Source organism: Desulfobotulus sp. (assembly GCF_034006065.1).
Lineage (GTDB): Bacteria > Desulfobacterota > Desulfobacteria > Desulfobacterales > ASO4-4 > Desulfobotulus.
In genome coordinates this window covers 25,539-38,021 of record NZ_JAVETM010000019.1, presented here as the reverse complement: position 1 = coordinate 38,021, position 12,483 = coordinate 25,539, and the positions used below count along the sequence as shown (strand labels likewise).

The following is a 12,483-nucleotide window of genomic DNA, read 5'->3' as shown; positions in this document are numbered from 1 at the left end:
GAGGCCTGATCTGAAAAGGGGGGCTTGGCAGTGGATTCCGGAGGAGAGCTTTTTCGGTACGAACCGGTGCATATGGGCGCTGGGGTCTATTGGGTGGGTTTTTATGACAGACCGGCGGGACTCCATTGCAACCCCTATCTCATTGTGGAAGGGGAGGAAGCGGTTCTGATTGATGGCGGAAGCAGACCGGATTTCCCCCAGGTCATGATGAAAATTCTGAAAACGGGGATCCATCCGAGCCAGATCTCCGCCCTCATTTATCAGCACTATGATCCCGATCTCTGCGGCAGTCTTCCGCATATGGAGGACATGATAGAAAAAGAGGATCTGCAGATTTTATCAAAATCCGAAAACATCATGTTCATCCGCCATTACGGAGCGAGATCGAGAATTATTTCCACTGAAAGTGTGCGGGAGGTCTTTCGTTTCAGGACAGGCCGGACGCTCCGTTTTTATTATACGCCCTACGCCCATTCCGAAGGGAATTTCATCACCTTTGATGAGAAAACGGGAATTTTGTTCACCAGTGATATCTTTGGGAGTTATGGTGTGCATACGGATTTTTATCTGGATTTTGAAGAAGACTGCATTCGGTGTGAGCGTGCGCTGGAGATGGAGGATGAGAGGCGGTGCAGGTCTTTGAATAAAATCTGTCCGGTCATGGATATTCTGGATTTTCATCAGAAAATCATGACATCGGAAAGGGCCCTGCGCTACGCCATGGAGGTGATTTCCGGGATCCCCTTTACCCTGATTGCGCCCCAGCATGGCGGGATCATCAGGGATTTCAAATCCATCCAGATGCTGGTGAAGCGGCTTCGGGATCTGAAAAACGTAGGCGTGGATCGTTTTCTGAAAAACATTCCTTATGAGAAAATTGGTAACATTGATGCCCTCCTGGCGCGTAAGGCCTGAAAGCATGGATGCTTTTTTATTCACAAAGCCGGTGTTACAGGCAGAGGATTCTGGGGAGGTAGCTTCTGCCCAGGCGATGATGGATCTGCTTGAAGCAAGGGCCAGGCTCGTGGATGAGAGGATCATCGGAGAATTTTTAAGATCCCTTGTGGTGGATTATTCCAGGGTGGAAAGGCGTCTTGCGGATCTGATTCAGGAGAAAAATCGTCTGATGGGCATGGCGGCCCACGATATTCGTAACCCTTTGGCTTCCATAAGGGGGTTTGCGGATCTGCTGCTGGATGGGGCCATGGGGGATCTGAGCGAAGGGCAAAGGGATTTTGTTTCTCTGATCTCCAAAACGTCCCATGAGCTTTTGCATCTTTTGAATGATCTTCTGGATCTTTCCGCCGTATCCGAAGGGCTTGTGCAACTGAAAAGGGAAAAAGCCTGTTTTGTGCGCCTTGCCAAGACGCGCATCCAGCTTGTCCAGCCCCTGGCGGATCAGAAACATATCCGCATGGAGGAAATTTCAGGAGAAGGCAAGGTTTTTTTCCCCTTTGACAGCGGTAAGATCAGCCAGGTGATGGATAATCTTCTGGGAAACGCCATCAAGTATTCGTATCCAGGGGGGCATATCCATGTTTCCATGGGGCTTGAGGCGGGTTTTGCTTTTTTTGAGGTGCAAGACGCGGGTCCTGGGATTCCCCCAGGGGAGGAAGACAGGCTCTTTGCGCCTTTCAGTACATTAAGCGTGAAAAGTACAGCAGGGGAAAAGAGTACGGGGCTTGGACTTTTCATTTCCAAAAGAATTGTCAATGCCCATGGTGGGGAAGTCTTTGCCAGAAATGGCAGCAAAGGGGGAGCGGAGTTCGGTTTTCGCATTCCCACGGAGATGACATGAAAAAAGTGCAGTGCATTGTGGTGGATGATGAGGCCCACATCCGCACCTACCTTCGGTCTGTTTTGCAGCGAGTGGGGCTGGATGTGGTGGGCGAGGCGGCAAACGGAGATGAAGGCTTGGCTCTTGTGGAAAAAATGCTTCCGGATCTGGTGATGATGGATGTGAACATGCCCATCCGAAACGGAGATGAAGTGATTTCCGAGATGAAGGAAAAGTTTCCCCTTGTGCGCATTGCCATGCTGACCTCCGTTGCAGATATGGGAACCATTTCGAAGTGCATTGAAGCAGGAGCGGATGATTATATCCGTAAAGACACGCCCTATTCCGAACTCAAGGAAGCCATCTTGCAGATTGTCGCTGATATGGGAGAAAAGCCATGAGAGAAAGGTATAAACTTTCAGACCTGATGAAAGAAGTGGAGCAAGACGAAGAGATTAAAAAGCAGGACATGAATCGTAAGCTTTCCCAGGAGCAGATCCGTAAAATGTTCAGCAGCCTTAAGGGTAAAGACAAAGGCCAGAAAACTTAAATTGCCGCTGCAAAATTTCTTCCCCCCTCCATAAGGATCAAAATCCATGAATAATCCTGCCTTTATTCAGAAAATTGTGGCCCTGGGGTTTGTTACCTCAGAAGATGCGCAGAGTCTTCGGGAAAAATTCAAGGGTGATGATTTTGAAATTCTCAGGTTTCTGCACAAGGGAGGGGTGGCCTCCAAAGGGATGCTTGGGAAGATGTGGGGGGATGCCATTGGCTATGCCTATGTGGATCTGGTGAAAAGTATTTTTCAGCCCGATGCCATTGCCCTCCTGAGACGGGAGTTTGCCACGCAAAAACGGATGATTCCTCTGTACCGGCTGGGCAGCGCCCTGACCGTGGCCACGGCCAATCCCCTGGATCTTGCGGCGCTGGAAGATGCGGCAAGGGTGGCGGGGATGCCCATCAGTCCCGTATTTACCTTCCCGGAAGACATTGAGGACGCGCTTCAGATTCAGTATCAATCCAGGGAAAGTGTGGAAGAGTTTATCAATAAAATTGCGGAAAACGCACTTTTCAAGGGTACAAGCAAGATTACCGACGAGCAGTTGAAAAAGATTGCCGGGGACAAGGCGGTTGTTGATTTTACCAGTGGCATTATCCTTTTGGGAATCAAGGAAAGGGCCACGGACATCCACATTGATCCCAGCGAAGAGTTTGTGCGTATCCGTTTTCGCATCGATGGCCTGTTGCAGACCCGGCTGAAGATGGATCTTCCCCTGCTGGCGCCTGTGGCTTCGCGGCTCAAGGTGATGGCCAGTCTGGATATTACGGAAAAAAGAAGGCCTCAGGATGGTCGCATCAGCCTGAAGCTTAAAAACAGGGCCATAGATATCCGTTTTTCCTCAGCCCCTGCCCTTGCCGGGGAAAAGATTGTGCTCCGGCTTCTGGGCCAGCTTGCGGTGCGGGAGATTCCCAGTGTGGAGGATCTGGATTTTTCCCACAGAACCTTTCACCATATCGAAGCGGTTGCAGGATCGCCCAACGGAGTTTTTCTCGTAACAGGCCCCACAGGATCGGGAAAAACCACCACGCTCTTTTCCGTTTTAAAGCGTCTCAACACGGATGAAATCAATATCCTGACCGTGGAAGATCCTGTGGAGTATCGGCTTGAAGGGGTGAATCAGGTGCAGGCCAATGCGGCCATAGGTCTTGATTTTGCCGCAGTTCTTCGTTCCTTTCTGCGTCAGGATCCTGATGTGATGCTCATAGGTGAGATCCGGGATCTGGAAACCGCTAAAATCGCCTGCCAGGCCGCCCTGACGGGCCACATGGTATTGGCGACCCTGCACAGCAACACCGCCCTCCAGGCGACAACCCGGCTCCTGGACATCGGCGTGCCTGCCTTTATTGTGTCACCGGCCCTTATGGGGGTAATGTCCCAGCGCCTGGTGAGGCGTATATGTGAAAGCTGCAAAACGGCCTATCCCTTATCCGAGGAAGAAGCGGATCGGTATTTTATCCGGGAAAAGGGAGAGCGGGTGTTCTTTTATAAGGGCAAGGGGTGTATCCGTTGTAATTTTACGGGGTATATGGGAAGGATCGCCCTGCACGAAATTTTTCTGATCTCCAATGAAATCAGGGATCTGATTTCAAGAAATGCCTCCCTTGTGGAGATTGAAAGGCTGGCTTGTATGCAGGGATTCAAACCTTTGTACCAAGATGGCCTGAAAAAGGTGCTGCGGGGTCTCACCACCATGGAAGAGGTGGAGCGGGTGATGGATAAGACCGTTTCTGTGAGCCTGTGAAGGGCGGGCAGAGGGGGGGATATGGGGCCTGCAAACTCTCTGATGTTCTGGCATAAAGGCCGGGGGTAAGATTTTCAGCATCCCCTGTCTTCCAGGGCGGCGATCCGCTCTGCCAGCGGCGGATGGGTGTAGTGAAACAAAACATAGAGGGGATGGGGGCTGACATTGGAAAGATTGTCCTTAGCCATGCGCTTCAGTGCGGATTGGAGGGCTTTTCCGGAGCCGCAGGCTTTTTTGGCAAAGGCATCCGCCTTGTATTCGGCGCGGCGGGAAAGGGCGCAGGAAAGGGGGGAGAGGAGAAGTCCTGCGGGTGTCCAGAGCAGGGCCAGCAGGAAAAAGCCCGTATGGGCCTGGGGATAGGCGAATCCAAAGGCCGTATAGAGAAGGGGCCAGTCCATGAGCTTTCCCGCAAGCCAGAAGAGCAAAAAGGCGGCTGAGCCGAAAAAGAAAATCTGTTTGGGAAGGTGGCGGAATTTCCAGTGCCCGATTTCATGGGCGAGAATGGCGATGATTTCTTCCGGCGGATGTTTTTGAAGAAGAGAGTCGTAAAAGACAATCCGTCGGCTTCGCCCCAGCCCCGCCATGTAGGCATTGGTGTGGGCCGTTCTTCGGGAAGCGTCCATGACAAGGATATCCTTTACGTCGAGGCCTGTCCGCTGGCAGAGTTCAAGAATGCTCTGGCGCAGCGGGCCCTCGGCCAGGGGGGTGAAGGTATTGAAAAGGGGAGCCACCCAGAGGGGATAAGCAAAAATCATGAGAAGCTGAAACCCCATGACCAACAGAAAAGCAAAAAACCAGTTGAGACTCCCGGCCCAGAACCAGATGGCAAGAATACCGGAAAGCAGTGCTGTTCCCAGCAGGAGGGAAAGGGCGAGACCCTTGACCTGGTCGAGAATCCAGGTCAAGGGGGTTTTGGTGCTGAACCCATGGCGTTTTTCAATGATAAAGGCGTGAGACCAGTCAAAGGGCAGGCCGATGAGGAAAGATGCCAGGCCGATGAAACCGAAAAAAAGCAGACCCGCGATCACCGGATGCAGGCCATGCAGGCGGAGATCAAGGGCCTGAAGAAGTCCGGTCATGAGGGCGCTTACCAGTACGACATCCGTGGTGATGCGGTGCAGGATGCTGAAGCGGTTGCGATCCCTGGCGTAATCGCGCATACGGGAGAGACTCATGGCATCCAGGGTATCCCGGAAAACGGGAGGCAGGGTCTCCGGCCTCACCTGATGACGGTCGTTGCACCAGGAAAGAAAATGCTCGAAGGCGGTTGCGGCAAGATAGGGCAGCAAAAAAATGAGGATAAGAAATGCTGGGGGCATGCAGATTCTCCTGAAAAAGGCCGATTCCGCGCCTGGACGGATCCTTGGCTGAAAACAGCAAGCTTCATAAATGAAACATTTGCGGATGGCAATGTCTATCTGTTTTCCGGCCTTCGCCTTGCCTGCAAGGGAAAAGCATGGTAGAGATATCAGGATTTTATTTGTTCACCAGCCCATTGAAGACAAAAGATGGACGCGCATGAAACAATATGTTGTGGATACCCTGAGGCTTCAGGAGTATGAAAGACTCAAAAAGATTCTGGAAGCCCGCCATGGCGCGGCGGCATTGGGGGGAATTTACTGGATCCCCGTCCCCGAATCCCTGTATACCCCGGATCAGAGTTTGCATACGGGGTGTACCCCCCATGTTGTGGCCCTCGATCTGTCAGAAACCCGCCTTTCCTGTGAATTTCTGATCCGTACCCGAAAAACCATGCATTGTGCCTGCATGGGGTATGCAACGGAGGCGCAGCGGAACTGGATTGTGGATATGGTGGACGCCCTCTTGGAAGAAGCGGGGGTTGTTGCCTGATTGTGCCTTTGTCATGGCAATGGCGTTTTTTTGTGGTTTTTCTGTGCTGCGCATCGCATGGCCCTGGGAGGAATGTTCCAGGGCTTTGTTTTCCAAAATGAAGAAAAGGGCTCAGAGGCGAACCCACCTCAATTTTTCTGGAGGCATTCCTTTATGCTGAAGATCATACCGCTGGGAGGACTTGGTGAAATTGGCCTGAACATGATGGTCTTTGAATACGGAGACGACATGTTCGTGGTGGATGCGGGTCTGATGTTTCCGGAAGATTATATGCTGGGCGTGGATATCGTCATCCCGGACATGGAGTATATTCGGGGGAATGCCCATAAAATAAGGGCCATCCTCATCACCCACTCCCATGAAGACCACATCGGAGCGCTGCCCTACCTCCTGCGCGAGCTTTCCGTTCCTGTATACGGAACGGCTTTTACCATGGGCATTATTGCCAACAAGCTTGAAGATTTTGACTATCCCACGGCAGCGGATCTCCGGGTGATCCGACCCGGGGAGGTTCTGGATATCGGTGTGTTTTCCGTGAGATTCATCCGTGTCAGCCACAGTACGGTGGATGGCGTGGGCATGGGCATCCAGACACCCCAGGGGCTTGTGGTGCATACGGGGGATTTTCGTATCAACCACAATTCCGTGGATGGCATGATCACGGATGTCAATGCCTTTGCCCTCTGTGGCAAAGAAGGGGTATTGGCTCTGCTCTCGGATTCCACGAATGTGGAAAAAGAGGGGTACACCATTTCCGACGAAACCGTGGGCCGCACCCTGGAGCAGCTGATCCATGACGCTCCGGGCCGTGTGATTGTGGCGCTTTTTGCTTCTAATGTGGCCCGGATCCAGCAGCTTGTGGACATTGCACGGAGAATGGGGCGTCGTGTGGTGTTCAATGGCCGCAGCATGGAACTCAGTGTGCGGGTGGCTCGTGAGCTTGGTTATCTTTCCGTTCCCGAAGGCATGGAGATGGATCTCGGGCAGATGGGGCAGAATACCGATGAGAGAATCATCATGATTACCACGGGTAGCCAGGGGGAACCCATGAGCGCCCTTTCCCGGATGGCGGAAGGCTCGCATAAGCAGATCCGCATCCGTTCCGGGGATACGGTGATTCTTTCTTCCAAATCCATACCGGGCAATGAAAAGGCCATCACCGCCATCATCAACAGCCTCTACCGCAGAGGGGCCAATGTGATTTACAATAAAATGGCCGATGTGCACGTGTCGGGCCATGCCTTCCGGGAAGAACTGAAGTTGATGATGAACCTCACAAAGCCCCGATATTTCATACCCATCCACGGAGAATACCGCCACCTTGTGCACCATGCGCGTCTGGCTGTTGAAACGGGTATACCCAGGGAAAGGGTACTTCTGGCGGAAAACGGGCAGAGTGTGGTTTTTGATGAAAAGGGCGGCCGCATGGGGCCTGTGGTGCATACGGGCAGGATTCTCATTGACGGTAAGGGCATCGGGGATGTGGGCCGGAGTGTGCTGCGGGAAAGGCGGATTCTTTCCGAAGACGGCATTGCTGTTGTGACCATGGTCATTGATCAGGAAACCGGTGTGGTGCTTTATGGGCCTGAGCTGATCTCCAGAGGCTTTGTTTTCTGGACAGAGACGGGCCATGTTCTGGATGACGCCCAGTGTGTGATTCTGGAAATCGTGGAGGACGTGGGCCCGGATACGCCCAATCGGGTGGAGATTATCAAATCGAGACTGCAGAAGGCCCTGCGCCAGTATTTTTATTTTACCATCCGCAGGAGACCCATCATTCTGGCCCAGATTTTCGAGGTCTAGCGGAGTTTGCCCATGCGGCGGGAATTTACAACACTTTTTCTGGTTTTTGCTGCGGTTCTCTTTCTGGGGAGCCTGATCAGCTTCCATCCTGAGGATCCCTCCATTCTGCGCGCCACGGGAGGGCTTGACGTGCAGAATCGTTTTGGTCTTGTGGGTGCGTGGATTGCCGGTTTTCTTCTGGGCTGTTTTGGTCTTGGGGCCTTCTGGCTTCCGGTACTCATGGGCGAGAGTACCTGGCGGGTGCTGAAACAGCGGCCGCATCCCTTTTCTCCGGGCTTACGGGCCCTGGGAGGACTGCTCCTGATACTGGCCACGGGTGCTCTGGGCGCTGGAAACCCCTTTTTCAATGCGACCTTGGGTATGTCGGGGCTGGTTGCTGGTTTGTTGCGGGATGTACTGGAATCCTATGTAAAGGTTCAGGGTTCCTTTCTGGTACTTTTCTTTTGTCTGCTTTCGGGTCTTACCCTGGCCACGGGGCTGACCCCAGGCCGGATGCTGCGAGGTCTCTTCCTTGGGGGCAGGGTTTTTTGGAAGGCCATGCAGGAAATCTGTGTTTTTTTTCGGATTCTGGGGCAAAAATTGGGGAGACTGCGACGAAGCGCTGGGGTGGGGTCGTCCCTGAACCTGGCCCTGTCCACGGGAAAGGATAAAGCGCTGTCGGGATCAGGGGATTTACCCGCTTTGACTCCGAACCTCCCTTCCGGCCCTGTACCGAAAAAAGAAGGTAAAGATGCCCCACTCATCGCCTCCCGCATGCCCGCAAAACTCAAAAGCCGCCCCTGTCCCGTTCAGGAGGAATTTCCCCTGATGCGGAATGAGGGTGGATTTCGTCTGCCTCCCATAGAACTCCTTGAAAAAATTCCTGAGAATATCCACCCTGTGGACGAGGCCTTTTTACGGGCGCAGTCGGATATTCTGGAACAGAAACTTTCGGATTTCGGCGTGGTGGGCAGGGTGGTGACGGTGACGCCTGGCCCTGTGATCACCACCTTTGAGTATCAGCCAGCTCCCGGAATCAAGATCAGTAAAGTCACCAACCTTGCCGATGACCTGGCCCTGGCCCTGAAGGCTTTAAGCATCCGCATTGTGGCCCCCATCCCCGGCAAGGCGGCCATTGGCATTGAGGTTCCGAACGCGGTCCGGGAAATGGTCCACTTCCGGGAAATTGTGGTCTCTGAAGCCTTCCGGAAAAGCCGGTCTCCCCTGACGGTCTGCCTGGGCAAGGATATTGTGGGACTGCCCGTGGCCGTGGAGATGGACCGCATGCCCCACCTGCTCATTGCCGGAGCCACGGGTGCGGGGAAGAGCGTGGGCCTCAATGTCATGATCTCAAGCCTTTTGTTCAAGGCTTCTCCCGATGAGGTGAAGCTGATCATGATTGACCCCAAGCGCATTGAACTTTCCGTGTATGACGGCATCCCCCATCTCATCACGCCTGTGGTCACGGACATGAAAAAAGCCACCGCTGCCCTGTTCTGGGCTGTGAAGGAAATGGAAAGGCGCTATGAGCTGCTGGCGGGTTTTCGTTGCCGCAATATCAGCCAGTATAATGAGAAGGTCAGAGTGCTTCAGGAAAAGGGCGGTCAGGAAACCGAAGACAGTGGAGAAGGGGACGATCTGCTTGCGGAAAAACTGCCCTACATTGTTGTGGTGATTGATGAGCTGGCGGATCTCATGATGGTGGCTTCCAAGGATGTGGAGGTGGCCTTAGCCCGTCTGGCGCAGATGGCAAGGGCTTCGGGCATTCATATTATTCTTGCCACCCAGCGACCGTCGGTGGATGTGCTTACTGGCGTGATCAAGGCCAATTTTCCCACACGCATGGCTTTTCAGGTTTCCTCACGCATCGACTCCCGCACGGTGCTGGATACCGGGGGGGCGGAAAGCCTTCTGGGCAACGGAGATATGCTGTTTGTTCCGCCGGGTACGGCGCGTTTGCAGCGCATACACGGAGCCTATATCGGAGAAGAGGAGCTGATGCGGGTGATTGCTTTTTTAAAGGAACAGGGCGCACCGGAATATGTCATGGAAGTAACTGAGCTTGGCGTGGATGGGGAAAATGGGGGGAATGAAGGGGAGGACGCCGCCATGGATCCCCGCTATGATGAAGCCCTTGCTCTGGTTGCCCGGAGCCGCCAGGCCTCCATTTCCATGATCCAGCGTCACCTGCGCATCGGGTACAACCGGGCTGCGCGTATCATTGAAACCCTGGAGCAGGAGGGAGTCATCGGCCCTGCGGATGGTGCGCGACCCAGAGAGGTGCTCGTGTCCCATCCCGAAGCCTGAAAGAAAAGGCGCTTTGATGCCGAAGACTTCTCTATGAAATCCTGCCCCAAGAACCCTGGATGGAATTCTAATGAGAGGATGGGGTTTGTGTACAATGCAGAGCTGATCGAAAAAACCAAAGGTTTTATGGATCCTGAGGAAGGGGAACGTCTTTTTCAATTGGCCTATGCGGCCAGCGAGCGGGGGGCTTGCCTCGAGATCGGCAGCTATTGTGGTAAATCTGCCCTATACATGGGGCCCGCATGCCGGGCGAGGGGCGGTATCCTTTATTCTGTCGATCATCACCGGGGCAATGAAGAGCAGCAACCCGGCGAGTTTTACCATGATCCCGATCTTGTGGATCCGAGAACCGGACGTATGGATACCCTTTTTTTCTTCCGCAGCGCCCTTGCAGAGGGCGGTCTTGAAGATACGGTGGTACCCGTGGTGGGGGCTTCGGCCCACATCGCCCGTTTCTGGACCACGCCGCTTTCCCTGGTTTTCATTGATGGGGGCCACACCTTTGCCGCAGCCTACACGGATTATGTAAGCTGGTTTTCCCATATCCAGCCCGACGGTTTTCTGGTGGTGCATGATATCTTCGAACGGCCCGAAGACGGGGGCCAGGCACCCTGGTATGTGTATGAAACCGCAAAAAAATCAGGCCTTTTTGAAGAATTGCCCCGTACAAAGACCCTGGGGGTGCTGCGCCGTTATCGGCCCGGTGAACTTCCTTTGGATCTGCCCCGCTGAACGCATGGGGAGCCGCGCGGACCGGATGCCCTGGGAACAAAAACCCATCACCATTGACACCCGTGGATGGGTTTGGTATCTTGACCAAGTCCCATGAGGAGAATCTCATGGGCGCCTCGTTTTGCACATTCCCCCATGACTCTGACGATGAACTCGCATGGCGTCCGGAATACCCAGGTATTCCGGAGTCCTATTTTTTACGGCTACCGCCCCCTGAATGGACAGTATACGACCCATGAAAGCATTTGTAAGACCGGATGCGCCTTCGGATAGTGGTTTTCCCATTGCAAAAGCTGGATATCCTTTTATTTTTGTTGCGGTATTTGTCACAGCCATTGCCGCCCTTTCCGGCTGGCACTGGCTCACGGGCCTTGGGCTCTGCGCAAGCCTTTTCTGCTTTTGGTTTTTCCGGGATCCGGATCGGCTGATTCCCGCAGATCCCAATGCATGGGTCTCACCTGCGGATGGCAGGGTCGTGGTGGCCAGGCGGGTGGAAACTTCGCCTTACGGTGAAGGTCCGGCATTCCAGATCAGCATTTTCATGTCGGTTTTCAATGTGCATGTGAACCGTATTCCCTTTGATGGCATGGTCCGTGAAGTGCGGTACCAGCCGGGTCGTTTTTTCAATGCCAATCTGGATAAGGCGGCAAAGGAAAACGAACGCAATGCCATTTTGATTGAAACCCCTTCCGCTGTGAAATTCTGGACAGTACAGGTAGCGGGTCTTGTGGCCCGTCGCATTATCTGTAAGGTTCAGGAGGGAGATCGCGTGTCGCGGGGAGTCCGCTTTGGCATCATCTGTTTTGGCTCCCGTCTGGATCTCTATCTTCCGCCTGATTTTGAGTGCCTCGTAAGGGAGGGGGATCGCACCCTTGCGGGCACCACAACCCTGGGGAGCCTGAAATGAAAAAAACCATGAGCCGTACCCGTAAAGGTGTTTATGTATTGCCGAATCTTTTCACGTCCATGAATCTCTTCTGTGGCTTTTATTCGGTGATTGCGGCCATCAATGGTCAGTTTGAAAATGCGGCCATTTCCATTTTTGTGGCCATTGTCTTTGATATCCTTGACGGTAAGGTGGCCCGCGCCACCAACACCACAAGCCGTTTTGGCGTGGAATATGATTCCCTTGCCGACCTGATTTCCTTTGGCCTTGCGCCGGGCCTTCTCATTTATCTCTGGGCTCTGCAGCCCATGGGGCGGCTGGGATGGCTTGCGGCTTTCCTGTTCACGGTATGCGGCGCTTTGCGTCTTGCCCGTTTCAATGCCATGGCGGATACGGCTCCGGGTAGTGATTTTACAGGTCTTCCCATTCCGGGTGCTGCGGCTATGGCGGCCACCACCCTTTTGCTCTGTGAGCGCACTCTGGTGAATTTTGTGGAATGGCCTGTGGTGCCCATGGTCATGCTTTATGTGCTTTCCTTTCTCATGGTAAGCAACGTGCGGTACAGTAGTTTCAAGAAACACAGCCTTTTCAAGCGATTTAACTTCCATGTCCTTGTGGCCTGTATTCTGGTCTTTGTTTTTATTGCAGCCGAACCACCTGTGGCCCTTTTTCTGATTTCCCTTTCCTATGTCCTGTCCGGTCCCCTGGGGCTTCTGCGCAGGTCAAAGACCGAGGAAGGGGCTGCAGCAGATATCCTGGGTGAAGAAAAGCTGGACAGCTGATCCATCAGACTACCGTGCAAGACGCCTTGAGGATCCATCCCGAATCCTGACCTGGGGTGGATT

The 12,483-nt window shown here is 53.5% G+C and carries 12 protein-coding genes; 11 read left to right on the top strand and 1 reads right to left on the bottom strand.

What is annotated here, in order from left to right; genetic code table 11:
- The first annotated feature begins 30 nt into the window (after positions 1-30).
- The 5 genes from RBR60_RS08820 to RBR60_RS08800 are packed head-to-tail and all read left to right on the top strand — an operon-like array spanning position 31 to position 4,080.
- Positions 31-915 carry an MBL fold metallo-hydrolase gene (locus tag RBR60_RS08820; RefSeq protein ID WP_320355886.1) on the top strand — a complete coding sequence of 295 codons (885 nt, stop codon included), beginning with the start codon at positions 31-33 and terminating at the stop codon, positions 913-915.
- A 4-nt stretch (positions 916-919) separates the two neighbouring features.
- Complete coding sequence (locus tag RBR60_RS08815; RefSeq protein WP_320355833.1) at positions 920-1,798, top strand: HAMP domain-containing sensor histidine kinase; 879 nt, start codon at positions 920-922, stop codon at positions 1,796-1,798.
- On the top strand, positions 1,795-2,178 hold the full coding sequence (locus tag RBR60_RS08810; RefSeq protein WP_320355831.1) for a response regulator transcription factor: 384 nt from the start codon (positions 1,795-1,797) through the stop codon (positions 2,176-2,178). The genes RBR60_RS08815 and RBR60_RS08810 overlap by 4 nt, the downstream gene beginning before the upstream one ends.
- Positions 2,175-2,327: a hypothetical protein gene (locus RBR60_RS08805; RefSeq protein ID WP_320355829.1), complete on the top strand. Its 153-nt coding sequence runs from the start codon at positions 2,175-2,177 to the stop codon at positions 2,325-2,327. The genes RBR60_RS08810 and RBR60_RS08805 overlap by 4 nt, the downstream gene beginning before the upstream one ends.
- A 46-nt stretch (positions 2,328-2,373) precedes the next feature.
- Complete coding sequence (locus RBR60_RS08800; RefSeq protein ID WP_320355827.1) at positions 2,374-4,080, top strand: GspE/PulE family protein; 1,707 nt, start codon at positions 2,374-2,376, stop codon at positions 4,078-4,080.
- A 74-nt stretch (positions 4,081-4,154) separates the two neighbouring features.
- Here RBR60_RS08800 and RBR60_RS08795 read toward each other — a convergent pair whose 3' ends face one another.
- Positions 4,155-5,399, bottom strand: a complete 1,245-nt coding sequence (locus RBR60_RS08795) for a M48 family metallopeptidase (RefSeq protein ID WP_320355825.1) — start codon at positions 5,397-5,399, stop codon at positions 4,155-4,157.
- Positions 5,400-5,598: 199 nt separating this feature from the next.
- On the opposite strand from RBR60_RS08795, the gene RBR60_RS08790 reads away from it, so the two are divergent.
- The 6 genes from RBR60_RS08790 (at position 5,599) to pssA (ending at position 12,420) form a co-directional block, all read left to right on the top strand.
- The gene (locus tag RBR60_RS08790; protein ID WP_320355823.1) at positions 5,599-5,931 is read left to right on the top strand and encodes a hypothetical protein; all 333 of its coding nucleotides are present in this window, start codon (positions 5,599-5,601) and stop codon (positions 5,929-5,931) included.
- A 153-nt stretch (positions 5,932-6,084) separates the two neighbouring features.
- Positions 6,085-7,734, top strand: coding sequence for a ribonuclease J (locus tag RBR60_RS08785; protein WP_320355821.1), 1,650 nt, complete (start codon positions 6,085-6,087; stop codon positions 7,732-7,734).
- 12 nt (positions 7,735-7,746) lie between these two features.
- Positions 7,747-10,020, top strand: a complete 2,274-nt coding sequence (locus RBR60_RS08780; RefSeq protein ID WP_320355820.1) for a DNA translocase FtsK — start codon at positions 7,747-7,749, stop codon at positions 10,018-10,020.
- A gap of 78 nt (positions 10,021-10,098) precedes the next feature.
- On the top strand, positions 10,099-10,752 hold the full coding sequence (locus RBR60_RS08775; protein WP_320355817.1) for a class I SAM-dependent methyltransferase: 654 nt from the start codon (positions 10,099-10,101) through the stop codon (positions 10,750-10,752).
- A gap of 235 nt (positions 10,753-10,987) precedes the next feature.
- Positions 10,988-11,659, top strand: coding sequence for a phosphatidylserine decarboxylase family protein (locus RBR60_RS08770; protein WP_320355815.1), 672 nt, complete (start codon positions 10,988-10,990; stop codon positions 11,657-11,659).
- The gene (gene pssA / locus RBR60_RS08765; protein ID WP_320355813.1) at positions 11,656-12,420 is read left to right on the top strand and encodes a CDP-diacylglycerol--serine O-phosphatidyltransferase; all 765 of its coding nucleotides are present in this window, start codon (positions 11,656-11,658) and stop codon (positions 12,418-12,420) included. The genes RBR60_RS08770 and pssA overlap by 4 nt, the downstream gene beginning before the upstream one ends.
- The last annotated feature ends 63 nt before the right edge of the window (positions 12,421-12,483 follow it).

Bases quoted from the DNA above. Each gene is read 5' to 3' on its own strand.
- RBR60_RS08775 (WP_320355817.1), top strand. From the start codon at position 10,099: ATGGGGTTTGTGTACAATGCAGAGCTGATCGAAAAAACCAAAGGTTTT.
- RBR60_RS08815 (WP_320355833.1), top strand. From the start codon at position 920: ATGGATGCTTTTTTATTCACAAAGCCGGTGTTACAGGCAGAGGATTCT.
- RBR60_RS08785 (WP_320355821.1), top strand. From the start codon at position 6,085: ATGCTGAAGATCATACCGCTGGGAGGACTTGGTGAAATTGGCCTGAAC.
- RBR60_RS08810 (WP_320355831.1), top strand. From the start codon at position 1,795: ATGAAAAAAGTGCAGTGCATTGTGGTGGATGATGAGGCCCACATCCGC.
- RBR60_RS08780 (WP_320355820.1), top strand. From the start codon at position 7,747: ATGCGGCGGGAATTTACAACACTTTTTCTGGTTTTTGCTGCGGTTCTC.
- RBR60_RS08800 (WP_320355827.1), top strand. From the start codon at position 2,374: ATGAATAATCCTGCCTTTATTCAGAAAATTGTGGCCCTGGGGTTTGTT.
- RBR60_RS08795 (WP_320355825.1), bottom strand. From the start codon at position 5,399: ATGCCCCCAGCATTTCTTATCCTCATTTTTTTGCTGCCCTATCTTGCC.
- pssA (WP_320355813.1), top strand. From the start codon at position 11,656: ATGAAAAAAACCATGAGCCGTACCCGTAAAGGTGTTTATGTATTGCCG.
- RBR60_RS08805 (WP_320355829.1), top strand. From the start codon at position 2,175: ATGAGAGAAAGGTATAAACTTTCAGACCTGATGAAAGAAGTGGAGCAA.
- RBR60_RS08790 (WP_320355823.1), top strand. From the start codon at position 5,599: ATGAAACAATATGTTGTGGATACCCTGAGGCTTCAGGAGTATGAAAGA.
- RBR60_RS08770 (WP_320355815.1), top strand. From the start codon at position 10,988: ATGAAAGCATTTGTAAGACCGGATGCGCCTTCGGATAGTGGTTTTCCC.